At 36.5% G+C, this 24,945-nt stretch carries 22 protein-coding genes and 1 pseudogene; 9 read left to right on the forward strand and 14 right to left on the reverse strand.

Going from position 1 to position 24,945, the window contains the following annotated elements; all coding sequences use genetic code 11:
* Nucleotides 1-47: 47 nt before the first annotated feature.
* Nucleotides 48-287 (forward strand): annotated as a pseudogene (locus AAFF35_RS16405) (tyrosine-type recombinase/integrase); the annotation flags it as partial.
* On the opposite strand, the gene AAFF35_RS16410 reads toward AAFF35_RS16405, so the two are convergent.
* Both AAFF35_RS16410 and AAFF35_RS16415 read right to left on the reverse strand, forming a co-directional pair.
* Nucleotides 280-741 carry a DUF4265 domain-containing protein gene (locus AAFF35_RS16410; protein ID WP_342327606.1) on the reverse strand — a complete coding sequence of 154 codons (462 nt, stop codon included), beginning with the start codon at nt 739-741 and terminating at the stop codon, nt 280-282. The pseudogene AAFF35_RS16405 and the gene AAFF35_RS16410 overlap by 8 nt on opposite strands.
* Nucleotides 742-763: 22 nt before the next feature.
* On the reverse strand, nt 764-976 hold the full coding sequence (locus AAFF35_RS16415; protein ID WP_342327608.1) for a helix-turn-helix transcriptional regulator: 213 nt from the start codon (nt 974-976) through the stop codon (nt 764-766).
* A 431-nt stretch (nt 977-1,407) separates the two neighbouring features.
* Here AAFF35_RS16415 and AAFF35_RS16420 point away from each other — a divergent pair, with 431 nt between their 5' ends.
* Both AAFF35_RS16420 and AAFF35_RS16425 read left to right on the forward strand, forming a co-directional pair.
* Nucleotides 1,408-2,007: a hypothetical protein gene (locus AAFF35_RS16420; protein ID WP_342327609.1), complete on the forward strand. Its 600-nt coding sequence runs from the start codon at nt 1,408-1,410 to the stop codon at nt 2,005-2,007.
* Nucleotides 2,008-2,034: 27 nt separating this feature from the next.
* Complete coding sequence (locus tag AAFF35_RS16425; RefSeq protein WP_342327610.1) at nt 2,035-2,301, forward strand: hypothetical protein; 267 nt, start codon at nt 2,035-2,037, stop codon at nt 2,299-2,301.
* Nucleotides 2,302-2,758: 457 nt separating this feature from the next.
* Here AAFF35_RS16425 and AAFF35_RS16430 read toward each other — a convergent pair whose 3' ends face one another.
* Nucleotides 2,759-3,382 (reverse strand): hypothetical protein, encoded by a 624-nt coding sequence (locus AAFF35_RS16430; RefSeq protein WP_342327611.1) that lies wholly within the window; start codon nt 3,380-3,382, stop codon nt 2,759-2,761.
* 341 nt (nt 3,383-3,723) lie between these two features.
* On the opposite strand from AAFF35_RS16430, the gene AAFF35_RS16435 reads away from it, so the two are divergent.
* A complete protein-coding gene (locus AAFF35_RS16435; RefSeq protein ID WP_342327612.1) occupies nt 3,724-5,664 on the forward strand; it encodes a hypothetical protein in 1,941 nt (646 codons plus the stop codon).
* A gap of 226 nt (nt 5,665-5,890) precedes the next feature.
* Here AAFF35_RS16435 and AAFF35_RS16440 read toward each other — a convergent pair whose 3' ends face one another.
* Nucleotides 5,891-7,126: an IS256 family transposase gene (locus AAFF35_RS16440; protein ID WP_342327613.1), complete on the reverse strand. Its 1,236-nt coding sequence runs from the start codon at nt 7,124-7,126 to the stop codon at nt 5,891-5,893.
* Nucleotides 7,127-7,182: 56 nt separating this feature from the next.
* Entirely contained in the window at nt 7,183-8,703 is a 1,521-nt protein-coding gene (locus AAFF35_RS16445; protein WP_342327615.1) for an SIR2 family protein, read from the reverse strand.
* A gap of 1,044 nt (nt 8,704-9,747) precedes the next feature.
* Between AAFF35_RS16445 and AAFF35_RS16450 the strand changes: the two genes are divergently transcribed.
* Entirely contained in the window at nt 9,748-11,574 is a 1,827-nt protein-coding gene (locus AAFF35_RS16450) for a DUF262 domain-containing protein (protein ID WP_342327616.1), read from the forward strand.
* Nucleotides 11,574-13,568 carry a DUF262 domain-containing protein gene (locus AAFF35_RS16455; protein ID WP_342327617.1) on the forward strand — a complete coding sequence of 665 codons (1,995 nt, stop codon included), beginning with the start codon at nt 11,574-11,576 and terminating at the stop codon, nt 13,566-13,568. Before AAFF35_RS16450 ends, AAFF35_RS16455 begins: the two co-directional genes overlap by 1 nt.
* 392 nt (nt 13,569-13,960) lie before the next feature.
* On the opposite strand, the gene AAFF35_RS16460 is transcribed toward AAFF35_RS16455, so the two are convergent.
* From AAFF35_RS16460 to AAFF35_RS16500, 9 genes are all read right to left on the reverse strand, one after another.
* Nucleotides 13,961-14,929 (reverse strand): nucleotide kinase domain-containing protein, encoded by a 969-nt coding sequence (locus AAFF35_RS16460; protein ID WP_342327618.1) that lies wholly within the window; start codon nt 14,927-14,929, stop codon nt 13,961-13,963.
* 30 nt (nt 14,930-14,959) lie between these two features.
* Nucleotides 14,960-15,844, reverse strand: a complete 885-nt coding sequence (locus AAFF35_RS16465; protein ID WP_342327619.1) for a nucleoside triphosphate pyrophosphohydrolase family protein — start codon at nt 15,842-15,844, stop codon at nt 14,960-14,962.
* 54 nt (nt 15,845-15,898) lie between these two features.
* A complete protein-coding gene (locus AAFF35_RS16470) occupies nt 15,899-16,828 on the reverse strand; it encodes a hypothetical protein (RefSeq protein WP_342327620.1) in 930 nt (309 codons plus the stop codon).
* Nucleotides 16,829-16,833: 5 nt separating this feature from the next.
* Nucleotides 16,834-18,006 (reverse strand): toll/interleukin-1 receptor domain-containing protein, encoded by a 1,173-nt coding sequence (locus AAFF35_RS16475; RefSeq protein ID WP_342327621.1) that lies wholly within the window; start codon nt 18,004-18,006, stop codon nt 16,834-16,836.
* A gap of 1 nt (nt 18,007) precedes the next feature.
* Nucleotides 18,008-18,790, reverse strand: a complete 783-nt coding sequence (locus tag AAFF35_RS16480; RefSeq protein ID WP_342327622.1) for a TIR domain-containing protein — start codon at nt 18,788-18,790, stop codon at nt 18,008-18,010.
* 3 nt (nt 18,791-18,793) lie between these two features.
* Entirely contained in the window at nt 18,794-19,351 is a 558-nt protein-coding gene (locus AAFF35_RS16485; RefSeq protein ID WP_342327623.1) for a toll/interleukin-1 receptor domain-containing protein, read from the reverse strand.
* Nucleotides 19,352-19,353: 2 nt separating this feature from the next.
* A complete protein-coding gene (locus AAFF35_RS16490) occupies nt 19,354-19,968 on the reverse strand; it encodes a hypothetical protein (protein WP_342327624.1) in 615 nt (204 codons plus the stop codon).
* A complete protein-coding gene (locus AAFF35_RS16495; RefSeq protein WP_342327625.1) occupies nt 19,968-20,459 on the reverse strand; it encodes a TIR domain-containing protein in 492 nt (163 codons plus the stop codon). Before AAFF35_RS16495 ends, AAFF35_RS16490 begins: the two co-directional genes overlap by 1 nt.
* A 514-nt stretch (nt 20,460-20,973) precedes the next feature.
* Nucleotides 20,974-21,732 (reverse strand): hypothetical protein, encoded by a 759-nt coding sequence (locus tag AAFF35_RS16500; protein WP_342327626.1) that lies wholly within the window; start codon nt 21,730-21,732, stop codon nt 20,974-20,976.
* A 203-nt stretch (nt 21,733-21,935) separates the two neighbouring features.
* Here AAFF35_RS16500 and AAFF35_RS16505 point away from each other — a divergent pair, with 203 nt between their 5' ends.
* From AAFF35_RS16505 to AAFF35_RS16515, 3 genes are all read left to right on the forward strand, one after another.
* Complete coding sequence (locus tag AAFF35_RS16505) at nt 21,936-22,526, forward strand: Crp/Fnr family transcriptional regulator (RefSeq protein WP_342327627.1); 591 nt, start codon at nt 21,936-21,938, stop codon at nt 22,524-22,526.
* 130 nt (nt 22,527-22,656) lie between these two features.
* On the forward strand, nt 22,657-23,811 hold the full coding sequence (locus AAFF35_RS16510; RefSeq protein WP_342327628.1) for an MFS transporter: 1,155 nt from the start codon (nt 22,657-22,659) through the stop codon (nt 23,809-23,811).
* A gap of 8 nt (nt 23,812-23,819) precedes the next feature.
* The gene (locus AAFF35_RS16515) at nt 23,820-24,938 is read left to right on the forward strand and encodes an FAD-dependent monooxygenase (RefSeq protein ID WP_342327629.1); all 1,119 of its coding nucleotides are present in this window, start codon (nt 23,820-23,822) and stop codon (nt 24,936-24,938) included.
* Nucleotides 24,939-24,945: the final 7 nt, after the last annotated feature.

Here is a 24,945-nt window from a genome sequence, read left to right on the forward strand (position 1 = left end):
GGTTAGCAGAGACTTACCACCGTAAGGTGGCAAAGCGCTGTTGGCCTAGCCTACTGAAAGAAATAGCAGACCTGTTCGGAATTGATAAAAAACTAACTTCTCATATTGCCCGTCATACTTTTGCTACTACGGTAATGCTGTTAAATGGAGTGCCGACCGAAAGTGTATCAAAGATGCTCGGCCATACCAATATTAGAACTACTCAGCACTACGCAAAGATTCTGGATACAAAAGTCGGTGTTGACATGAATGAACTGAGGAAGAAAAGTTTTCTGAATTTTAGCTGATGCTATGCTTTTCAGATAAACACGGTTCTGCATAATCTAAAATGCCTGATTCTTGTAATTCAGTTAGTTTATTTTGAACAGAGGTGTAATTCAGAGCAAATGGAACATCAATTACAAAATACCCTTCATGGGCTTTCTCACTAGAACAACCTAAAGCATCAAACAGGCTTCTAATGTCATTAGTTTCTGTTGCAGAATCCAATATCACAACCTGTACCGTAGAATTTCCAGAAGATTCTACGGTATATCTGTAAGTTAACCGTTCCTGATCTTCATCAAATTCTGCATATATAATATCATCGGCTGCCACACTGGGAGCATAAAAAGGAATACTATCGAGTTTGTACAATCCTTTCTCTTTATCAATAGTTACAGCCCACATTGTTTCAACGGTTTCCTGATCCAGCACGTTACTGTAAAATTGAAAAAGTACTTTAACCTCTTCTTCTGCCATTCTGATCTATAGATAACTGAATTTATGCTTTTTTGGAAGAAACCAATAAATCACCTGCTTCTACGTCCAAATAAACGGCGATTTCAAACAGTTTTTTAATAGATGGCTGTGCCGAATTTGTACACCAACTGGAAACTGTTTCAGGTGCGATCTTTAAAGCATCTGCCAAATCCTTGTTCGTCTTCTTTTTTTCAGCCAATACTGACTTAATGCGGTTATAAGTTATTTTACTCATATAAACTGATGTACAACAAATATAGCACTCACGAAACAATCATATTATTCATTTAAATAATGTATTACGTCAATATATTAATGTTATTTATTATTTAATTTGTGTTTTACATTACTAAATACTAAGTTTGATAAAAATTGTTATTAATTAAATATTATACTTTTGTAATTCTAGTCACGAAAAATTAGGATTGCATACGAGCCTCGCAGCTAAATCTGGTAAATTTAATCTCAGCGAGCGTAAGTGTAGCATCCACCACCCTATAAATTAATAGGGCTGGTGCTCGCTTATGTATGTTGCTGAGATCCATTCCGAAAGGTTTGGTGGTTTACCAGAACCTAGCTGCAACAGATTAAGCGAGTTACCAGCCCTATTTAAAAACAGCTGCGATAATTATTTAGTCCGGGGCTTGTTATTAAAACCCTTTAATAATGAGCAACAAAAACAAACTTCGGTACAATCAGCTTACGGATAAGCAGATCTTAAACCCTCACACCTTCATTGCGGATTTTTGCAGATATGAAATTGACATAGAAGCCTTTCGCACACAAATCCATCACATGATCCGCTCGGCATGCAGCACAACTCAATATGGGAAAAGCGAAGAGTACTTTTATAAATACCGATGCTTACTTAAATTTTTAGAAGCTGGACACATCTTCTTTTGTAAGGGCACAAGATTCTCACTCCATTGTGAATCGTCCAACGCCTCACCATGTGCAAAAGACCTCACCCGTTATTACAATGTATTAATAAGCACCCATTTTAAAAGTCTTTCTGAGGAGGAGATCAAAAATACCCATTGCTTTTTTAAAGATTTTTTCAGTTTCCTCAGTCTGAACGAATGGCGGTTAATGTTGAGCAGGATTGTAGAATATGCCTATCGTCAGATTACCATTGACGAAGTTATTGAAGATGGAAGTGCAATGGTACTTGTGAAAGAGTATCTGGAAAAGCTGATAGAGGTCATCTATCTGATTGACATTACTCAAACAGTACTCTATGTAAGCAATACCACAACCGTAAACTAACTTACCTACACCCTTAAAACTAATGTTATGAAAGAACAGATTAGCAAATACAGGATCAATGAATATTTGTACAACCTAAACGTATGGCAATACCGTAAAGCAATACAACTTCTTCCAAACCTATTGGGCGTTTCCTTAAACACATTTCACAATTATAGGAAGATTCTGGTCGATGATGTTCAGGACATTCCTTACGAAAAAGTAGTCCTCATGGAACAATTGTTTGATTTTGAACCGGGAACACTGGCGAGGCAAAATCCAGAAGCCAGAAGCCTAAAAGAGCTCCTTCATTAAGCGTTAAACATCTTACCGTCGTTTAGTGCAGAGGACAATTCCGTAAGTACCAAAGTAAAACCCAATTGGAGTAATGAGCGTTAGGGGTTTTGCAGGCCGAAAATGCGCGAGGGGAAATCCTTCTGTAAGATAACGCCATTCTAAACCTCTATCCTCCTGTTTTTACAACTTACCAAACATAGTATATAGAGGGAATCCCCTGTGGTATCCTAGTTTCACCCTTCTAACAGCCTTCAATACGCCAAAGGATCCCCGGAGGATCCTTGAAACCCGTCTAGCGATACCTTAGAGGGCATAAAGTAGGGCTCTGCCCAACTTCCGCTTGCTCCTTTGACTTGTCCTCAAATAAGCTTAGGTTACCTCGTTGAAAACGTGGAATTAATTCGACAACCACCAAAACAATAAAAGGCATTCGAAGATGCCTTTTATTAAAATTCGAGAATGAATCCATTTATCATTAAGGAATAAAAATTTTGATATCCTCCCCGCTTTCTGTTATCACTACATCTTTATGTTTGGTCAAGGATACTAGTCTTTCAACAAGTTCAATACCAAAGTATTTTTTAATGTAATAATACCCCTTATATTCTCCACTTAAATTGGTCACCAGATCATTGATGGCGTAAACTTTAAAGAAATTAAAGAACATTGCCTTTACGATTCGACTCATCGGCCTTTTCTCATTGATCCATGCGGAGAGATTGGTTTTATCGATACCCGTTTGAAAAGCTACATTTTTAAGTCTTATTTCATAGTGGTTCATGTGGAGCTGCACCCATTTACCATTTACCACCTCAGCTGGAGATTCTACATAAGGATGTGGATGGGCAAATACTTCATTGATGATATACCGTCCAAACAAATCCTTGGCAATAAAAACCAGTTCATCAAAAGTGTATATCTTTTCAGTAAGTGGTCTGTCTTGTTCTACTTTAACTGTCAAGCCTTCCTGTTCATAGGACAACACTGTAAAAAATAAATTGTCTTGCTTTAGATAATTAGACGCTTCATTCTGCACGCGTACAATCGCATCCGGTGTTAGGACATCCGACAGTTTGTCCAAATTTCTGATTATTTCCATAAATACTCGGCATTTGTATTCCGGAACCGAACCGGGCTATAGTTCATACAAATTTACTTCAGAAGTTTGTAAATAGCAAACAATCAATCCGAAAAAGATAGCGTATCTAATTCTACTCAATAAAGATCATTGCGCTAGCCATTTTTTTAAGCCAATCCATGATGATCCGCGGTTATAAATCATGATATCTTAATATTCTTTCTAATCTTTTAGAAAGATAACATAAATCTCATTCATTCGGGCTCTATCGCCAAATAGAATGCTGTAGTTCAATCCTTTATTCCATCATATTATATAATGTATTTTATATATTTAAACAAAAAAATTTAACAGTCTCTTATATGGAAGGAACTTTCAATCTTTTTAGGTTGAATTGCATGATGGATGATAACAAATCAAAAAATTATAATGCAATTATCACCTCTTTAATTTTTGAGCTAATATATGAAAAAGGAAATACTGAAGTTTCAAGGGATGAATGCTATCGCTATCTGGTCGACACACTAAATATCAAAATTGAGCCTGATTTATTTTATTCAATTTTAGAAAAAAACGATGACTTTATAGTTGTTTCGGGTTCTAACGATGTTTTGTTAAAACTGAAATCTGAGAAATACGAAGAAATTAATTCAAAGGTTTTAAATCATTCTATAGAATATTATATAGAGAAATTCATTAAGAAAAACACATTAGATCCAACTTTTAAAGACTCAATCCTAGATATATTATGTGAATCAATATATGAGAATGTGAACTCTTTTACATTAAGTGATATTAAATCTATACTTCCTAAAAGTCTTCACCATAAATTCAAAAAGGAAGAAATTGAAGTATTTAATCAATTTTTGGATGAAAATTACCATCAAAAAGATATTGCTCTATTTAATGTTTTCCTTAAAGCAGTTGAATTCGCAATTATAACTTCTGGTAAAGGGGTTAAACAGTTCACCAAAGATATTTTCCTTGGTAAGGAATATTGTTTAGATTCAAACATAATTTTCAGATTGCTTGGAGTTGGAGGAGAAGAAAGAAAAGACAGTTTATTAAAATTGATAGAATCGTGTATCCACCAGGGAATAAAATTCAAATATTGCATAGAAACATATCAAGAAGTCACTAGGAAAATAAATTCAAGTATTGTAGAGATACAACACGGAACTGAGAACAACTCACTTCAAATACTTGAAGAATTAATTTCAGAAGGGGGAGTAGAATTCAACAATGGATTTATTGTCCATTATGCTAATTGTAAACTGAAGAAAGAAGTTAAGTCTCCTGAACAATATCAAATGAAGCTGTTAGCGGATTTAAGAAGCTTGTTTAAAAAGTTCGAGATTGAGTCGATAGACGTCAAAATAAAGGCAGAAACGATTGATCATTGGCAAAAAAAATTATTTGATAAAAAAAAGGAATTGTTAAATGGTCATTCTCATTACACTAAGACTGCTGCAAAAGTAGATGCAAAAAATGTATTAGTTGTGAGACATTTAAGAGGCAATAATGACTATAATTATTCTGACATAAAGTCTTTCTATTTAACAACAGATCGTACTTTAAATCAAATAATGGCCAAAGAGAATAGTGAAAAAATAGCGGAAACAATATTGCCCTCTCAATTATATATTCTGCATAACGCTCTTTCTGAGAATGAGGATGAGCGTGATTACAAGGCTTTTAATAAATTTCTAAAAAGGCGCACATCTGAGTTTAAATATAATGGCAAAGATGTTTTGACATATATTGATGAAGTAAGGCATTATACTACTCATACTGAAAGTATTAAAAATTTAATAAAAGCTTATTCAGATAAAAAATATGAACAATCATTAAAATCTACTCGTTCTCAGCCTGAATATAAGTCCATTAAAGAATTTGCTGAAACCCATCTTGATAAGATGTTTGAGACAACAAAACAAGGCAATACAATGTTTCAAGCTGCATTAGATAAGGCAATAATGGATATCGATAAGATTTTTAATAGGTCAAAAAATATGGTGAAAATCTTAGATGTTATTCTTACTATAGTTTTAATACCCTTATCAATCTTATTATTAAAATCAATTACATCTAATTTAACAATAATCATTGGCGGGACATTAGTAATTGAATGCATAAAATTTTCAATTTCTACTAAGACCAACTTATATTCAAGAATTTTCAAGGGATACTACTTGTGGTTAATTAAGAGATCAAATTTTTATAAACTCTATGGTGCAACCGACACTCAATATATTAATAAAGCGAAGGAAAAGATAAAGGAGGATATAAACGTTTGGAAATAACCATTTCAAAGCGTTGACTTTATTATACAAAATTTGCATTTTTACGTGATAAGCATTTGCTGCAAAAACGTATATAAAAAAAGGTAAGTGATTCGGTGAGTACAATTGGAAAATGCAATATAGGGTACCTTCCAAATAACAAATCTTAGGTTCGAATATTTTAACATAGGTACTGTCTACTTGGGAGTGTAACATGAACTGTGTCAGTTTCAAAAATTAACGCCTCTCAGAATCCTTTATTCTCTTGAAGAATTCTGTCACCAAATTTAATATAAAGTTGTGAAAATGCCGGTCCCCAATTATGGATTGGCATCGTCCATTTCTTACTGATATTTTTGATGACCAGGTACATGAGTTTCATCAGTGCCTGCTCAGAAGAAAAAGCCCCCTTGGTCTTGGTGATTTTGCGGATTTGGCGGTGTACGCCCTCAATCGGATTGGTGGTGTAAATAATCTTACGGATCCCTTGATCGTATTCAAAGAATGCAGAAAGGTTTACCCAGTTGTCCAGCCAGGACTTACAACTCAGGGGATATTTCGTCCCCCATTTCTCTTCGAACTCCAGCAATTTTTCATATCCCAGCTGTTCATTATTCGCCTGATAGATTGGCTTCATATCGGCCATTACTGCCTTTTTATCTTTCTCAGGAACATAGCGCATAGAACAGCGGATCTGGTGAACAATGCAAAGCTGTACCCTGGTCTTTGGAAAGACAGCCTCTACAGCTTCAGGGAAGCCCTTTAGTTCATCAATGCAGGCGATCAGGATATCTTCAACACCACGCGTTTTTAGATCAGTGAGTACCGAAAGCCAGAATTTGGCGCCTTCGTTTTCAGCCGTATAAAGCCCCAAAACATCTTTTTTGCCTTCAATATCCACACCCAGGATATTGTAGATCGCACGGGTTTCCACTACACCATTTACCCTGACCTTAAAGAACATGCAATCCAGGAAGACAAAGGGGTAAACTGCTTCTAAGGGTCTGTTGCGCCATTCCTGCACGGCTGGTAGTACGCTGTCAGTAATGCGTGAGATCTCAGCTGCAGAAATATCCATGGCGTACATTTCCTGGATATAATCACGCATAGCACGCGTACTCATCCCCATTGCATACATCGAGAGGATGTTCCCTTCCAGTTCTTCTGTAATGATCAGTTGGCGTTTGGGGACAACCTTAGGGTCAAAAGTGCCCAGGCGGTCCCGACCGGTTTCCAATTCAAACTCTCCCGAGCTCAAGCTGCGAACCGTCTTCTTACTTTTCCCGTTCTTACGGTTGGAATGACCGGCTAGCTTACTTTCTGAAATGTGGTGCTCCAGCTCTCCGGTCATCATAGATTCCAGAAAGTGTTTCATCATCGGGGCTAGTACCCCATCCGTGCCAGTCATTTTCTTCCCGGCATATAAGCCAGCTATAGCTTCCTTTTTGAAGCTTTCGAAATCAAAGTCTTCTTGTGTTGCCATAATTATGTCGATAGTTTAAAGTTACACTATTGACACAGTTTGTGAAACACCCTCGTCTACTTTACGTTGATTTTATTCAAGATATCTGGAATTTCATCATAATTAGTGTACCAAAGAATTGAAACTCCTAATTCTTTCATTAATTCTTCATTTAATTTATGATGCCTATTCAAAAACTGTTCAGCTCCTTTAATATTTTGAACGATTTGCTTTTTTTCCTTACTCTTTTTATCTGTAAAATAACAAAAATCATCTATGGATATTCTTTTTAAGAATGTAAAGTGCCTACTACTTTCAATATTTCTAGCAGAGATATCTAACAAACGTCTTAGGTTTGGGTCTGTCATTGATAATCCAATCATTAAACAATTATATTCTCTAAAATTATAAAGCTGAACTAAGTTTGACCAGTGATAAGAATCAGAATAAATTTGATGATAACCTTCTTCAGAAAACACTAGAGTGGTTTTATCTAAAAGATCATATTTTGACTTATCTTCCGGCAAAAATCCATGGACATGATAAATAGGTAATTCATCCGGGTCAGATAATTCGTTATCAGTATAAATACTATGATGACTAATTGATTTTCGATCAAGTTCTCGTTCTATCAAATCGTCAAAGTTATATGTCACAACAGACCTAACCTTTGCTCCAGTTCTTCTTGGCATGCATAAATTTGATATTGATTGGATTAAATCAGAACTTATATTTTTTGATTTGTTTCTTAATTTATATAAGTTATCCGTAATGGTATCTGTGAAAATCTTCACCTCTGTTCTTTCTTTCGATAACCCTTTTCTCAAATATCTCGCAGCCATTAACGCAGAAGGCTCATCCACCTCATTTAATCTACTTACAATTTGTTTAATATCGTCATCTGATATGGATTCAGAATCCGTAAATTCATTGGAAAGGTAAGATACAAATAAAGAGTTTAATAACGTATTCCAGTCTGGCATACCAGCACTACTCGAAACACCAGCCCCTAGAAACATTGAGAATTGACCTCTTTCGTAAAATTCTTTTAATTGTTCGATCTTCTCATCCCTCTCTTCCTTCCAATTTCTATTGTCTTTTTTTACAGCACTTTCTAACCTTAAAGAGAATAGATTACTCGCAATCTTATTAGCTTCCTTTCGATGCTTGGAAACAATTCTATTGATATCCTCAGGTTCCCATAATGTGATTTGTAAATCACCGGCCAGAACTTGCAATTCATTTAAAATTATCGTTTTGGACTTCCCAGATATAGGCCTCCCGTTTATTATTAAAATATTTTTTATTTCAGGTAGAATTTCCCACCTATTTAATCTATTTTGAAATTGTTCAATGAAAATTTTAGGAGAAATTCTGTCCAAATTTAATTTGACATCTATTAGAGTTCTTCCCTTAAAATCATCAAATCCTTCATCTGCAATTGCATCTCCCGGGATTCTAATATTATTAGAAATTGTAAATTTTTTACCTAGTCCTTCTATATGTATTTTTAATAAGTTAAGGATAAAAGTTTCAAATGAATAGTAACTTCTTGGCCCTGAATCAATAAATTTTGACAAAATTTCGTCTATCAACATTGAGAATAAAATTTAAGTTGTTTTCTATTTTATTTAAGATAATTCCCGACTACTAAAAACCTGGACAATCGATGATTGCAGCGTCAGCATATGGCATTTACAATATGTGCTCATAACAGTTTAATATAAAATAGTGCATGAGGAGAGAATTTAGACTTGTAATCTAACAATTAATATTGACAAGCATCAATATTCAAAGACTATTTCTTCTTTTATGAATTTTTATTTTAGACGATGACCTTCCCACCAGCCACTCTTTAGGGATTAGTTTAATTCCATCCCCCATATAGCCACCTCATGGAAATCTTCTGTTCCATATATATCCGTCGTTGGCATGATCAAGGATAATGGCCTAGCCTACCATTGCACCCCAGGTTGTTGGATAGAAGAAGCAATCGCTGAGAATTTTTTCCTTACTACATCTTCGTTCTGAACAAAATTAACAATATAAGCATATCCTCCTATTTATGTAAAAGGACTAATCTTAATATTGGGTGGGGACATGACGATATTGATAAGGAAATCTCCTTTAATTAAAGGAAAGTAAAAAGCCCTACAAATACTTTCTCCGGCTTCCTGATGTAAAATGATTAAGCCCCTACTGGAAAGTTGAATGGTCTTAACTTAACCTATAACTAAGCAATCTGTAAATCACTAAAAAAGGATATGTGGGATTAATAGTACGTGGGGGTTTTGGGAATCATGCTAGGCGTTGAGCCTCAAAACTTGTTAATCATAAAATTTTATTTAATATATAATTAATAATATTATTAACAAATAATCTTTTAATAAAAGTCATTATCAAACATATTGTTTAAAAAACAAATTCAATATAAAATTGAAAAAATGAAATCAATAAATTAACTTGCGAACAAAAGGACACTCTCATGAAAATCTCAAATTATCTGCATCATTTTTCAATCGGCTAGGATAAATTTTCCGGGCGTTTACAAAGTCAGCAGACTTATTGCTCACGTAGTGAGCATTTGAACAGGGCCTAAGTCCTATCATCCAACAACACTTCATTCTAAATACAAAATCTAAATGAGCAATCAGTTGGTTTTTCCGATCAAACACATCTTCAGCACAGACTCTCCAGATTCTGCGCTGTACCAGCACAAAGCTGCACGTTATTACATCGCCCCGTACCAAAGAGGTTACAAGTGGTCCGCAGATATGCCAAATGGGGCAGTCAGCGTATTGATTCGCGACCTGATCGAGGCTTATCAGGCCAGAAGTAGCGAATACTATCTTCAGTATATAACAATTAAGAAAAACACCGTTCAAGAGCACCCCGTACTTGAGGTCATCGACGGTCAACAGCGCTTAACCACACTTACATTACTGTCGAGCGTCCTAGAACATTACAATCCGCAAGAAAATCCATCTATAGCCAAGCATCGGCTTCTATACGAGGTACGTGATAAAGTGACAGACTTTTTTAATCGTTTTATCTATGAAAATATCGGAGAACTACTTAAACTGGACTGGGAAAATTTTGTCAAGGAGCATATTAGCTATGATGAGCAGGACATTTACTTTCTTTTTCATGCGATCAAACGGCTAGATACCGAACTCCGTAGTGCGGGCCTTAACGAACCAGACCCGGCTATAAATTTTTGTAAATACCTTCACGAAGCCGTTATGCTGATACTAAATAACGTAGAAGGAAACGTAAGCTGCGAAAAGATATTCAGCAACCTAAATACTAACAAGATAGAACTAACCAACGTTGAACTTATCAAAGGATTATTCTTGACCAAAGCGGCAAGAAAACAACATTCAACCAAAGAGATCAGCTATGCCGAGATCGTCAAAAAGAGAACCCTACTCGGCCGGCAATGGGACGAGCTTATACTTTGGGCCTTATCACCCGATGCGAGAGCCCTTTATTTCAACAAAGAAGAAAACCCAGTATATAAACTATTGCAAATGCTTGGTGCCAGACACCAATTCCTGCCGCTCAATTCAGGCAATGACAAATACGCACTATTCAACTTCTTCCAATCTAGGATCAAGACAGAGAAATCATCCGCAGGAGAACTCTTTGATGAATTGAAAAAGATTCAGTACATCCTGCAAAATTGGCTTAGTGACCCAAACATTTACAATTTGATCGGCTACATCCTTTCAGCAAAAGGAACCCCACATACCCTCAACAACTTATTACCATTATTAGAAAGTCCAATGGAAGAGTTAAGGAAGGAATTGAGCAACCTGGCACTTGCCCTTATTCCAAACGACATCCAAGAATTGGATTATCGAGAAAACGAAAGCCAGATCCATTCTCTTTTGCTTGCCCTAAGCATCTTCCAAAGTAAGAACCGGTTTGACTTTGCATCATTTAGTGCACAAAACTGGTCCTTGGAACACATCTTTCCACAGAATCCTGCAGAACTTCCAGATGGATTGGACAGTGCTGACATTTCACTGCTGAACAGTCTATTAGAAAATCGACTAGAGGATGAAAGTGCATTGCAAGAAAAATTTGGGGAAATCAAACTTACTAAACTCAATTCTCTGAGAACCAAGATGCAGAAGAATACCTGCACTCTTGACGATGAGGAAAAAGAACTCCTTTTCAAGGTAATCAGAAGCGAAAAACTAAACACAATCGGCAACATGGCACTTCTTACTTCCTCTGACAATAGCTCAAACAGTAACGGAATGTTCGGCAAGAAGCGACATAACATCGTTGGGCGGATCAGCAAGGGCAGTTTCGTTCCCAAGCATACGTACGATGTATTTTCAAAGTTGCTCTCTAACAAAATGACCAGTGACCTATCGGTCTGGACCGAAAATGACATGAGTGCTCACCAAACATGGATAATGGATAAAATAACTAATCTAACCAAAGAAGGGATCAAATAATGAATTCAGCAAAATATAGCATAAAGGATTTTTTCACATTCCAGAACCTAGAACAAATACTAGTTCCTGAAATACAGCGAGATTACGTATGGAAAATCGAAAATGTCAAAAAACTACTGAACTCCTTTATAGAGGACCAGGAAAAATGGAATGAAACCAAGGAATCCTACCCTGAGGAGATGCTGCAAAAACTTAGTCCAAAAATGCGCGAATCTCTGCTCCGGGAATTGGAAAACAGCAAGGTCTTCTGCAACATCGGCTTTATCTATGGTTATCACGATCCCGAACAGATTAGTAAGTATATTCTTATCGATGGCCAGCAGCGACTAACTACAATTTTCTTATTGCTATTGGCAGTACATATAAACGAAAACGAGACAGAACTCTTCAGAAGACGGTATTTCCCATATGAACAGCTAAAGGTAGACTACAAAGTCAGAGAAAACTCCCATGTATTTCTTTATGAATTCGTAAAGTTTTTACTAAATGGCGGGAGCATTAGCGAGATTAAAAATCAATACTGGTATTTTAACAGCTATAAAGCCGATCAAACCATCTGTTCGCTAATCGACAATTATGCGCAGATCGCTACATTTTTGAGCAACACCCCCCTTTCCAAACAATTTGTGGAAGACCAGATAGAGATTTTTTATTTCGACATCAGTGAAAGCGAACAAGGCGAAGACCTTTATCTCTATATGAACAGTAGAGGCGAATCCGTACAGCCAAATGAAAACATCAAAGCTCAGCTTCTAGAACATGTAGCTGAAAGTGAGAAAAATACGTGGGGCGAAACCTGGGAAAAATGGCAGAGTTTCTTCTGGATTAAGCGCGGAGAAAGGCCAAGTGCAGATAAAGGTTTCGATGAATTCCTAAAATGGATAAAATCAGTAGAGATCATAACCAATCAAGAATATCCATCCCTAGCAAGCCTGGAAACAACATTACGAGCGATCCGAGAAAAAAATAAAATCACTCCCGATGGCCTGAGTCTACAACTCATCCACACCTACTATGAAGCCTTGATGCGCGTATTAGAAAAACTTCCCTCAAAGTATTTCACAGCGAGTTTCTTCTCAACCGATACTACCGCAGCGGACTATATACGAATACTCCCAGTGATGATGTATTCAGTAAAATTCCCAGAAGCAACTGAGCGAGAACTACTGCGAGTAGTACGTTTTTATTACAATATTGCCAACTTCGACAACATCTCAAAGTCACCCTACCAAGCCTTTATACTAAGCGTGCAATTGACAGATAGACTTATCGAAGACGGTCATAACGATATAACTGATCTGACTAGATATATTGACATGGATACCAATCAGACCATACTGACACCGGAGGAAATAAAAAAGCTGCTTGCTTATGGCAATGACGGGCCTGACTTTGATAGACAGGAACTCGAAGAACTATTCTGGGAGGCAGAGGATTTCCCAATTTGTAACGGAAAGATTAGCTTGCTCTGGACCTGTATTGATTATAGCCCAATACATTCCGGAAAAGACCTGTTGGACAGAAGAAAATTCGACAAGTATTTTGCCACCTTCAAACAGCTCTTCTCCAATGCAGATGACATGATGCGAAGGGCATTATTGAGTAAAGGAGATTATTCCGAAGAAGACGGCTACTCACCCACCCTCCAGGCACCCCGTTGGTCATTCGGCCAAGGTGCAAATAAATGGCGCGAGATTTTTGAACGGCAAACCAATATGATTATACTTAAGGAATTCCTTAAAGACTATATTAAAAGAGAAGAATCAGAAAACTTAGCTGAACAGCAATCTATCCTTCAACAAATCATAGATGAATACAAAGAAGAAAATATTGAAAACTCTTGGCGATATCATTTCATTAAGAACCCCAAGATACTCAACTATTGCAGCAAAAAACAGGCATGCTTCCGAGATGAATCTATTGCTTCTATCTTTCTACTTGAAAAACAGAAAGCCTCTGGTGGTTTTAAGGAACTACGAAAAATGATCAAATAACGACAAACAACTTTAGCTTTGCACCGATTACTGATAGCGAAATTCGGTGCAAGCTTTAAGCTCTTTTATACCGTTGGTTATCTGTTTTTTTTAGTCTATTTCATGACCTAATCAGCGAGATCAAATCTCATAAAAAATAGCCATATATAAACCATTTCTTTTGAACTTAAACTAAGAAACACCTTTTTTGCTGGCCGTTTATAGGCAAAAAGGAGCCTTGCCCACTGATAGCCATTCAATCATGTTGTTAATCCATGGATTCAACAACAATTATGCTCAAACCAAGAAAAGCTTTAATGATTTTATTAAAATATCAAGAGATCGGCTACTACCGATTCAATGCCAAAATCAATTTGTTAATTTTTCTGGCCAGGAAACCTAACCTATGCAATCTAAAATTGTGGGTTTATGCCCCACTTAGGTGGATACCAATATTGAATATCAACATTGGTTTTTTTATAAATTTGTTTTATCCTTTTTCTATCCGACAAACCAATAATTTCAGGGTGAGCAACTCTGGCGTATTTATCAGTTTCGCAAAATAAATTCTGACAATCAATTAACTGCAAAGGTCTTCCCCATAAAGCTTTAAATTCAAGGCCAAGTCGATCAAATTCTTGATCTTGATTTTCAGTTACAAATCGAATAATATCATCTTCAGAATAGTTTCCGAAACTTTTAAAGCATTTTCGTATTCCGTCTTTTGCTCCTGGGCCAGGCTTAACAAAATCCATTTCGCTAAAATTGATAATTTCACTATAATTTATATCTATAGCATATTGATAGGCTAAAAATGCACCAATAGTTGGATACGACAAGAGCAAGCGATAAACATTCTCTAAAGATTCTGCATCTTGAATTTTATCTGCTAAGCCGGACGAAATCATTTGCTCAATGATTTTGAGGTGATTTTCATGCTTTCTAATAAAACCATAAGTGCTCTTTCCAGATGCCATAATATAAGCTCCAGAATAAATGGCTTCTTTTGCCTTTAAGGCATCATGTAAAATTCCAGCGTAGTGATTAAATGAGTATTCGCTCCAACAAAGAGTTCCTAACTCATTTTCCAACAATTCCCAAGTTTGTATTTTATTGAAAATCTTAAAAAGTAGAATTCTAAATAAAACTTCTTTAGGATTTTGATCTCCTCGGTAAATTACGTTTTTAATTAAATATTGACTAACTCGATCTGACGCCCGATATACATTAGTGAATTTATGTTTTAAAAGTATGGGGTCACTTGTCAGAACATTCTTATTGTTGATTTTATTAAAGAAAATATTCTGCCTCTCCACCGCAAATTGCCAGTAGGTATTATATACTATACTTGGTTGTATTGTTGTCTTATTATATATAATCAAATCAATTTTTTTGTCAAAAATAAGTGTTATTTAAGATTTACCAAGATAAATAAGCCTTCTATTTTTAATGCTGATTAATACCCGGCCTCCATTGTTTCTTTTTAATTCATCATAGACTTTATAGGAATTTATTATTGCCGTTTCCCATTGCTTTTGAGTACAGTTTTTAACCTCAATACCGCTAACTAATTTTTGCACAGTCTTTAAAATTTCCGTATCAACGCTATTGCTATACTTAAACAATTGGTGATCCATGCCGTGGCTATATATATAGAGGCTAATTAGCTCTTCAGTAATGGTTGCTCTTGCACCGTCTTCTATTTCATCTGTAGCACTATCACTTTTCCTTTTTATACCCATTAATTTTCTTACAACTGGAGACCAGCCAAGAAAAGCTACATAACCAAAATGAAAAATGTCATGAAATCTATATCCATCTTCTTTATGGGAATTATCACTTATATCATCGCCTAATTTCGAGTTGTTGGTATTATTTGTAACCCTTACTTTTTCTCTACCACCTTCGCATATAACATCGAACTGTATTTCAAACTCACGTGGAAATTGTTCCTCTGTAGGATATTCAGCGTCATAAATAATGAAATCTCCAGATTGCTCCAGATCAAATCTATCCTTTATTTTTGTTAAATTTGATTCAGCTATTTCACATAACCCAAGATTGTTTTCAGTAGCAATTGTCGAAATATACCATAGAAGATCACCTAGCTCTTCCTTTAGCTTATTATTATAATTTGTATATGAGTTACCATCTCTTAAATTTTTCTTTAATTCAGTAATTACTGATCCCGCCTCCCCAATTAGCCCGAGAAAAGGAACTAGCTTATTAGCTTCCTTACCCTGTATATAATCTTGAATTGTCTTTTTTGCTTCTTGTTGGTAAGTTGAGAACTCCATAATTTAGAATATTTTGTATTTGAATAATTTAGTTTTGACGTTAATTCGAGTTATTTAAATAGCCCTAAGGCCCTTCATAATTAAGTAGACAATCTCATGAATATTTTTGCTTTCAAACAGTATTTCATTTTCTTCTACACTTAGCTTATTCAATTCCGAAAGCCTTTCGACGTTGTAGTTAGCAAACTCCTGTTTAATATCTTCATAGTTTGAATACTTATACTTACCCACTATATACTCTTTATAGCCTTTTAAAAATATAGTATTGTATTGAAAATCATCAGTTAGTTCATCGACACTTTCTCCTTTAATTAATCCTATAAGCTTCGACGTCGCGCCACCAAATCCACCAACTAGGAAAACTGGTTTGTTCTCTATCAATGTAGTTAATGCCTCTTCAATTATGCCAGGTATGTACCCCAAATAATTAGATATTTTTCCACCCACCAATACCCGAGCTTTACAGTCTTTAGTCATTTGATCCCTTAAATTTCTAAAGCATTCACATAATGTAAATCTGTCCTCATTATTTCCTAACGGACTATATTCCCTATTCCTATCTATAACTAGTGTTTTAGGCAATTCGATTTCTTTGACTAAAATTTGCTTTGATTGAAAATCGATTCTAACATCTCTTGTTAGCGCCTTTGTATTCGGAAAAACAAAATAGTTGATAAATTTAAAAGACTTATCATTAGGCTTTTTATATTGATTTGATAACTCTGAAAAATAATATGTAAATCCGCCCACTCTTAAATCTCCACCATACATAGCGACTCCATCGTTAGCAATAATGTATCTTGCAATTTCAATAGAAATATCATTCAGGTGCTGTTCAGAAAAACCATTTTTTTCTAAATCCTCACTAACAGAAACAGATATTGCTACATTTTTACCATTCAAAACGCCTAGTTTTACAGGTTTCTCTGTAGTTTCAACTAGGTCTGTTTCAACTCCAGAAATATTTATTTTATCGTTTTCCATTAGGCTTAATTCAAATTAATAGGTGTTGTAAATTCTACATCTTCATCCAATTCATTTAAAATATTTAATTCTTCAATTCCAAGGGGAGGATCAGGATATAACATTATTAATTTTTTATCTAGTCCATTTTTATACTCTTTGATAGCAAGAAAATTAAATAACTCTGGAGGAGATGTTAAAATTTTAATTTCACTTTCTTCTTGATAATGAATATTTCTGTAATGCTCTAAAAGCCGCCCCTGATATAGATTATTTAAGACTTGATATAAGGTTAAATTTATAATCTTGTAAAACCCTAAAATTTCATCCTTAGCAATAACTATTGTTGGCATATTACCCAGATATGGGAACGCTCTTTTTTCTCCCTCTACAATATTGTGTACTACTACTATTGGAGATTTATGCTTTTTTGCAATCAAGACTTCTTTCCTACACCATTCTCTATTTGAATATTCATCTGTATGGAAAACAACCAAAGCTGAATGTCTAATTTCCTGTTTAAATTGCTCAGCAAAATCATATCCATTTGCTATATCGACAGTGTCAAAAAAAACATCCAGTTTAAGATTATCCTCAATAAATTTCTTAAATTTAATTGTAGTTATTTCACCATCTTTTTTTGCATGGCTTAGAAATAATTTTACAGGTGAACCGATTCTATGGTTCTCTCTATCATTCTGTTTTGGATGAAAATCTAAAATCAATCTACAACAATCATGTAATAATTCCGTTTTAATTTTCCTTATGGCCTTATCAAGGTGCTTTTTCTTTTCGAAGTTTAGTTTTTTGTCAAAGAACTTTGTTCCATCAATAAATTGAAGTGTACTCAAATTACAACCAATTGAATAAGCTTTATCAAAAAGAGAAATGGGGAAAATTCGATTGTTTCCATCTACTTTACCTGCAATTTCTTCAGTATATTTCTTGAAGTTTTCATCCAAATAATACTCTTCATCAATAAGTAAGACGATAGCATTTTTTTCTGAATTTTTTAAATCTATGTTTAAAGGTTTACTATCCTCAAGAATAATGCTTCTAAAATAAACAGGAATACCAATCCCTCTTGATAAAGGATTTTTATAATCCCTACAAAATGTAGAATAAAGTTCTTCACCAATTTCTTTGCAAATAGCTGAATTGGGATGCCAAACGATATAAATATTCAGTGGATATTTCATCTTACTCATTAGTATTTTCAGTCATTTGTTTTCTGGTATTATCTATTTTAGTTAAATGAGTGTCGCGTCTTTCAAAAGCAAGCTCAATATATTCCTGCATTTTTATTCTATCGTCAGTCCAGTCCCTTATAATTGCATAGTCTGATTTCAAATTGTCTGATAAACGTGCTGGCAATAAATCATAACTGTGACTACCTGTAGCATAATCAGGATGATTAGGTAATTTCAACCCTAAAATGCCTGAGTACTTATCGCCGACTTTATAGTTAAGTGCTCCAGAAATTTCCCAATCAACATGCTTCCGATGTTTTGTATTAGGTCCAATTAGTACAATTAATACAGTAGTATCATTAAGATATCCCTGACGTATTAGCTGCTTGATATACGCATCAGAGTTATCAGCATCAATATCTCCATCTTCAACCGATTTATGTATTATTAAATCATCAAATAAGTTTTTAAACTTCTCTTTATAGTCTTGATCTTCGTAATGATAATAACTTTTAAAAGTTTTTCTCTTAGGGAGGTTTTTAGGTATTTTAAACCATTCAAATATCTTTCCATCGTATGAAAAATTCCCGATGTAGTGCCATTTTCCATCGTCTACCTTTTTTATAGAACAAAATGTTTTTCCTTCAAGTATTTTATTTACCATCCAATCTCTACTTTGTTCCATTGAGTTCGCGCTCAACGTATCAACCAAGTCCTCCCTATAAATGATACTGTCAATCATTCCATTTTCGTTTAATGTTAACTTACTGACACAAAAATCTGTCCATTTCATAATCTAGCTCTCATTGATTAGTCCATCCATATAATCATACAAAGGATTTGCGCGGCTATTGAACTCTTCTATTAGATTAGACTTCAATAATATATCTTTTCCCAATCCAGTCATATCTCTTACAAAATTGTTCAAGTCATAGATATCTCTAATAATTTTGGCTGTTTTTATATATTCAGGTAATCCACCTTTTTGAATACCTTTCAAACATAATACACATAGATCCGTTTTGTCAAAACCATATCCTATCTCAAACGGCACCCATGTAGAATATAATGTATTTGGAGAACATAAGACTACCATATGGGAACTATTATTTATACCTTTTCTAATGGAGTCGGTTACAGCTTTTGCATTGTTTGATTGATGATGAATTTTTAAATCGTTGTCATATGCATCAAAGTATACATCGATTCCAGCCTCCATTAAGTAATCAGCGATTTTTTTTGCAGATTCTTTATCTTTTTGTTGATGAGAAATAAAAACACATTTAATTCCTAATGAAGCAAATTGGCCTCTTGTGTCGTATTTTGTATGGTGATGAGATCTATTTAATGCCATTATTAAAGTAGTTGTAATTGTTCATGCTCTTTCCAGTTAATTGGTTTTCCGTTTAAACCAGGGTTATAAAGGTTAAAAATCATCGTTATAAATTCTTCAGCCAATTCTTCATTTTTTACTGTAATGTAATCTCTATGCCGAGCGGTTGGACATATTTCAATATACTTTTCTGGAACTTTCAGGCTCTTGTCACCTAGATAAATAAACTCATTAGAAATTAAGACGTAGTTACCACTTAAATCCTGCTTAAGATTCTTATCGTTTAGCACCCCTTCAGGAAGACTATGATGAGAATCTAATTGACACCATTCATTTCCATCTTGGTGGTAAATATTATCTCCATATAATTGTTTAATACTGCCATTCAATCTTGGTTTCTTATAATCAAACCTTACATCATCCCAATACTCTTGAAAAGTAAGCTTTTCAGTAACTTTCATTAGAAAAATTAGGTGATAAAGTAGATTATTTTCTATCGCCCCAGTACCAATAACCCAATCCCCAACAATTGCTTTTTTCCTAACATGGGGTTTACAGCAAGCTAATGTACAGTAAGTACCAAAGGGATTGGGAGCAAAACCGTAGTCTCTGGTAATTTTATATCCATAAATACCCATTATTGACAAACGACTCTTTTAACATTATTAACTGGGCTTCGTTGCTCTCCGCTTGAATTACACCACCCCACATCCTCACCTTCCAAACCAGCAATAATTTTCGCAGAATTCCATCCAACTAAGCCATCACCATATTTATCTAAGTTCTCTGGAATGTTAACGTCCTTACCTCCATGCATAAAGACACCAAGAATTCTTTTTCCTTGCTGTGCAGCTTGCTCTATTTCCCAGTTAACCCATTCTCTTGAATGTGTTTTTGAACCAATAAGTACAACTACTGTTCCCGCCCAACGCATTTTCATACTTAATAATCTTTCCAAAGTTTTTCTGGGAATCTGTTTCTTTTCAAGTCGTTCTTTGTTTTTTTCATTTACTCTTATCGAACTATTTCTAATATTGTAATTTTTACCCGCAAGAAGGTTGGTAAAATCAGTTACGGATTTATCGTCTTTGTGGTGGTGACTAATGAAAATATTTTTTGTAGCATACATAACAAAAAAATTAAGGTTAAAAAAAACAGACTTATAACACTGATTACTAATGGTATAAATTCAAATATAATTGAAAGTTACAACAAAAAAACAATAAATATGATTATTAGTTTAATACAATTTCTATTACACGGCGTCATTTTTCTGAAAAATACAACAGAATAAATTGTTATTCATACTGTTTCCCGTAATGACACGCTAAATGATATTATACAAACAATATTTTTACCTTACATAACAAATCTATACAACTGAAAAATTCATTTAGTATTCTTTTTAAACATTTGCACTTACAAATGTTGCTCAAACGTAAGCCCTCAAATTTGCAGCGAATCCGTAACATTTAAAGTAGAAGAATCGGGAACAGTTAGTTGCTCTGCAGGTTCTACCTTAACTGCAGCGTAAGACTTAAAGTACATCTGATATTTTATCGGCTGTACTTCTTTTGACAAGTAACCAAAAACCTTTAACTGCTTTCATCATATTATTTCATCCTTTTCTGTGCTTCTATCTGTTAACTATACCAATATTTTTGAGTTGAGAAGTCTAAAGGCCAATCCCGCTGAACTTTAGATTTTAATGATCCTGCAGGCACCTCTTTCATGTATCTATAATCTTCGAGCTCTGTCTTTACCCAATATTCCTGTGTACTATAATCATCAGGCCAGTCTGCTTTCAGCTTTGCCAGAACCTCCTCCTCTTCGCTGTCCACTTTAACATTGTCTTCTGCAGGAGTAACATCTACAGATGTCCCTATCTGTTCTGTTGCAATCTTTTCCGTAGATACGGTTTCTTCTTTTCCAAACATTGCAGATAATATACCTATCCCGAGAAACCCTAAAAACCCATACAAAACCCCTTTACCAAATGTCAATTTCTTTTTCGGTACGATAACCTGTTGCGGCAGATGACTTACGTTCGAATTGCGATCGTATCCATTGGATAGAAAACCTGAAGTAGCATTCAATATGTTTTCAATATTCTTCCTGTTTTTTCCCATGTCAAATGCACCTCCCATCATGATCCCGGTTTTAGGAGTAGAAGTGATCTGAATTCGCGTTTTATTCTCACTTATTTCAGTCAACTGAATAGGAATATTCTCACCCCAGGAAGCCAGACTAACCCCGCCTTTAACAAGAATACGTCCAATCAACCGGTCTGCACTTTCAACTTTAAGTCCTGAAATAGATGGGATAACGATGCACAATGCATCAAAAACCTTGTTTTTTGAGAAGGGAAATTCACTTTCCCCGTTGTGATCTAATAATGCCATAATTTATATTGTTTTATTCATTTGATTGGAACTAAATTAGACACAACTCAGCAGTTATAAATCCGGGAAACCGTAAGTGGATTTTTATATAGAAAAATCAAAAAAGGTGGTTTACCTGGAATCGAACATCGATAGACTGCCTCAGTACACACAAGAAGAACATCAGAAAATACCTATCTTAGCCCAACAAGCAATTCATTTCGATGAGTGAATACGACAAACTCAAAGCCCACGTACAGAAACGACTATCCATCACTGAAGATGAGCTGACTGAATTCTGTGAAGCTTTCAAAATAGTTAAAGTAAAAAAAAGACAATTCATTGTCCAGCCTGAGTTTGTGGCAAAAAACCGTTTCTACGTTGTCCAAGGAACTTTTCGTGCATACGTCATTGGCGATGAAGGTCAGGAACACACCATCCAATTTGCAATCAGTGACTGGTGGATCTCAGACTACAACAGCTATATCTTTCAGCAGCCTGCCTCCATGTTCATCGTCGCCCTGGAAGACAGCCTTATCCTGCAAATTTCCCATGAAGCCGAATCTGCGCTCAAACAAAAACGGCATGTTTTTGAAACCTTTTTCCGCATTCTTGCCGAAGGCACCGCAGCCTATATGGCCAGACGCGTAATTACCAATCTCACTAAAACAGCCGAACAGCGTTATGAAATATTTCTGGAAAGATATCCCGACATCGTCACAAAAGTGCCCCAGTACGCATTAGCTTCTTTTCTCGGCATGACTACAGAATACCTCTCCAAACTGCGTAACCGGCGCGTATCCACAAAAACTTAATCTGGTTCAACCTTTTTTCTTAATCCAGTTCGCCGGAATTTCCTAAACCAGTTCGTTGAAAAACGGCCATGGGGTTCGCCACATTTGTATTGTCGGAAGCGACAATATAAATCACAAAACACCCAACAAAATGGCATCACTAACAAGAACCCAGGTTTTAATCATGTCGGCAACAGCCGGCATCGCGGTCGCAAATGTTTACTACAGTCAACCAATTTTACAAGCCATCGCCACCCAATTCCATACCACAGCAGAAAAAGCAGGAACCATATCAGTGCTTTCCCAGATCGGCTACGGCATCGGACTATTTTTTCTCACACCGGCGGGCGATAGGATCGAACGCAAAAAGCTCATCTTATACCTGCAGGGCGGACTCATCCTATCGCTTTTACTCGTCGCCTTCTCTCCCAATCTGTATACCCTGTATGCCGGAAGCCTGCTGATCGGCGTTTTCTCCGTAGTCGCCCAGGTAATCCTGCCAATGGCCGCCAGCCTGGTCACAGAAAACAGAGGTAAAATAGTGGGCCAGATCTTCACAGGAATCCTCGTTGGCATCCTGGTTGCACGTGTGTTCAGCGGCTTCATCACCGGCACCTTAGGCTGGCAATACGTATACCTAATCTCAGCAGCGATGGTTTTAGGTACAGGCATACTCATGCAGGCAGACTTCCCTTCCACTAGCGAACGTTTTACCGGCAGCTATCCCTCGTTGCTAAAATCAACAATCACCCAATTCAAAAGATTCCCATTGCTGCGTCGTACCGCATTTACCGGCATGCTGGCCTTTGGAACTCTAAGCGCTTTTTGGGTAACCCTGACTTTCTACCTCAGTGCTGCACCCTTCCACTATTCCGCCGCGAAGATTGGCTTATTTGGCCTGCTTGCCGCAGCAGGTGCACTAATTGCACCGGTTTTTGGTAAACTCGCGGACAAAGGCTCTCCACGTCGCTCCCTCCTTTTCTCCACCGGCGTAACCCTGATCAGTATCATCGTGTTGAAATTCTTTCCAGTTTCCCTTGCAGCCATCTGGGTTACCGTAGTGCTGCTCGACATTGGTGTGCAAGCAACTCAGGTCACCAACATTGCAATTATTTACACGCTGGATCCCACAGCCAACAGCAGGATCAACACAGTCTACATGACCAGCTATTTCATCGGCGGCGCCCTGGGATCTTTTATCGCCATCCAGCTCTATAACGCTGGCGGCTGGAGCTGGTCAACCTCATTTATGGGAGTAATGGCCATTATCACCATCATCAACGTCTTTACAACCAAAACTAAATAACAGCTATCATGAAAATAATTATAATCGGAGGCTCTATTGGAGGGCTGAGCGCAGGCATTGCATTAATGGACGCAGGTCACGATGTTCATATTTATGAACGCAGCGCAGGAGAAATGAAGGACAGAGGCGCAGGTCTTGTCATCCAGCACGACATGATGGAGTACTTCATCGAACAAGGCATTAGCACCCGATCCGTTTTCGGCGTTTCAGCGACGAAAAGACAGATCCTCGATGATAAGGGTCGTGCGGCGCTTTTGTACCCAAACGACACGGTGTTTACCTCCTGGAACTACATCTGGCGACAGCTGAAAGATTACTTCCCCGCATCCAGCTATTCCGCAGGTTTTGAACTCGAAAGCATCAATGAAGAAGAAAATAAGGTAACCGCAAGATTCAAAAACGGCGAGCACAGAACAGCTGACCTGATCATTGGCGCCGACGGGCTAAGTTCTACTGTGAGAAACTACGTCGCACCTGGAATAAACCCACAATATGCGGGCTATGTAGCCTACCGTGGTCTGATCCCCGAAAGTGAACTCACCGCGGATGAAGTCAGCTTCTTCAGCGATAAATTCTCCATCCATCACTATCAAAATTCCCACTTCCTCTCCTACCTGGTTCCTGGAATAAATGGCGATCTGAGGGAAGGTCAGCGCTTATACAACTGGGTTTGGTATCAGAACAAAACCACAAAGCAACTGGAAGAACTGTTAACCGACAAAAACGGTACCCACCGCCAGTTTACCGTTCCAGCCGGCTTTTTAAGTCCGGATCAACAACACCAGCTTAATGAACGCGCAGCAAAGGAACTGCCGGAAGTCTTAAAAAACCGGGTGCAGCAAACACCAAACCCATTTGTGCAAGTCATTCTGGACATGGCAGTACCGAAAATGTTTAAAGGCCGTATCGCCATCCTTGGTGATGCAGCCAACCTGGTCAGGCCACATACCGCATCCGGCACCGCCAAAGCCTACCGTGATGCCATTTCCCTTGCCATGAACTTAAGCGAACAAAAGGACCTGAATACTGCTTTGCAAAACTGGAACAAATACCAGATCCGACATGCCATCTCGCTGGACATGCATGGCAGGCAACTGGCCGCCCAGAGTGGACTCGGACCTCATTAAACGGTGA

This window comes from Pedobacter sp. FW305-3-2-15-E-R2A2, from assembly GCF_038446955.1.
In the GTDB taxonomy this organism is placed as follows: domain Bacteria; phylum Bacteroidota; class Bacteroidia; order Sphingobacteriales; family Sphingobacteriaceae; genus Pedobacter.

What these genes read in the sequence shown, in the direction of transcription:
- AAFF35_RS16410 (WP_342327606.1), bottom strand. Translation starts at nt 741, where the DNA reads ATGGCAGAAGAAGAGGTTAAAGTACTTTTTCAATTTTACAGTAACGTG.
- AAFF35_RS16415 (WP_342327608.1), bottom strand. Translation starts at nt 976, where the DNA reads ATGAGTAAAATAACTTATAACCGCATTAAGTCAGTATTGGCTGAAAAA.
- AAFF35_RS16420 (WP_342327609.1), top strand. Translation starts at nt 1,408, where the DNA reads ATGAGCAACAAAAACAAACTTCGGTACAATCAGCTTACGGATAAGCAG.
- AAFF35_RS16425 (WP_342327610.1), top strand. Translation starts at nt 2,035, where the DNA reads ATGAAAGAACAGATTAGCAAATACAGGATCAATGAATATTTGTACAAC.
- AAFF35_RS16430 (WP_342327611.1), bottom strand. Translation starts at nt 3,382, where the DNA reads ATGGAAATAATCAGAAATTTGGACAAACTGTCGGATGTCCTAACACCG.
- AAFF35_RS16435 (WP_342327612.1), top strand. Translation starts at nt 3,724, where the DNA reads ATGGAAGGAACTTTCAATCTTTTTAGGTTGAATTGCATGATGGATGAT.
- AAFF35_RS16440 (WP_342327613.1), bottom strand. Translation starts at nt 7,126, where the DNA reads ATGGCAACACAAGAAGACTTTGATTTCGAAAGCTTCAAAAAGGAAGCT.
- AAFF35_RS16445 (WP_342327615.1), bottom strand. Translation starts at nt 8,703, where the DNA reads ATGTTGATAGACGAAATTTTGTCAAAATTTATTGATTCAGGGCCAAGA.
- AAFF35_RS16450 (WP_342327616.1), top strand. Translation starts at nt 9,748, where the DNA reads ATGAGCAATCAGTTGGTTTTTCCGATCAAACACATCTTCAGCACAGAC.
- AAFF35_RS16455 (WP_342327617.1), top strand. Translation starts at nt 11,574, where the DNA reads ATGAATTCAGCAAAATATAGCATAAAGGATTTTTTCACATTCCAGAAC.
- AAFF35_RS16465 (WP_342327619.1), bottom strand. Translation starts at nt 15,844, where the DNA reads ATGGAGTTCTCAACTTACCAACAAGAAGCAAAAAAGACAATTCAAGAT.
- AAFF35_RS16470 (WP_342327620.1), bottom strand. Translation starts at nt 16,828, where the DNA reads ATGGAAAACGATAAAATAAATATTTCTGGAGTTGAAACAGACCTAGTT.
- AAFF35_RS16475 (WP_342327621.1), bottom strand. Translation starts at nt 18,006, where the DNA reads ATGAAATATCCACTGAATATTTATATCGTTTGGCATCCCAATTCAGCT.
- AAFF35_RS16480 (WP_342327622.1), bottom strand. Translation starts at nt 18,790, where the DNA reads ATGAAATGGACAGATTTTTGTGTCAGTAAGTTAACATTAAACGAAAAT.
- AAFF35_RS16485 (WP_342327623.1), bottom strand. Translation starts at nt 19,351, where the DNA reads ATGGCATTAAATAGATCTCATCACCATACAAAATACGACACAAGAGGC.
- AAFF35_RS16490 (WP_342327624.1), bottom strand. Translation starts at nt 19,968, where the DNA reads ATGGGTATTTATGGATATAAAATTACCAGAGACTACGGTTTTGCTCCC.
- AAFF35_RS16495 (WP_342327625.1), bottom strand. Translation starts at nt 20,459, where the DNA reads ATGTATGCTACAAAAAATATTTTCATTAGTCACCACCACAAAGACGAT.
- AAFF35_RS16500 (WP_342327626.1), bottom strand. Translation starts at nt 21,732, where the DNA reads ATGGCATTATTAGATCACAACGGGGAAAGTGAATTTCCCTTCTCAAAA.
- AAFF35_RS16505 (WP_342327627.1), top strand. Translation starts at nt 21,936, where the DNA reads ATGAGTGAATACGACAAACTCAAAGCCCACGTACAGAAACGACTATCC.
- AAFF35_RS16510 (WP_342327628.1), top strand. Translation starts at nt 22,657, where the DNA reads ATGGCATCACTAACAAGAACCCAGGTTTTAATCATGTCGGCAACAGCC.
- AAFF35_RS16515 (WP_342327629.1), top strand. Translation starts at nt 23,820, where the DNA reads ATGAAAATAATTATAATCGGAGGCTCTATTGGAGGGCTGAGCGCAGGC.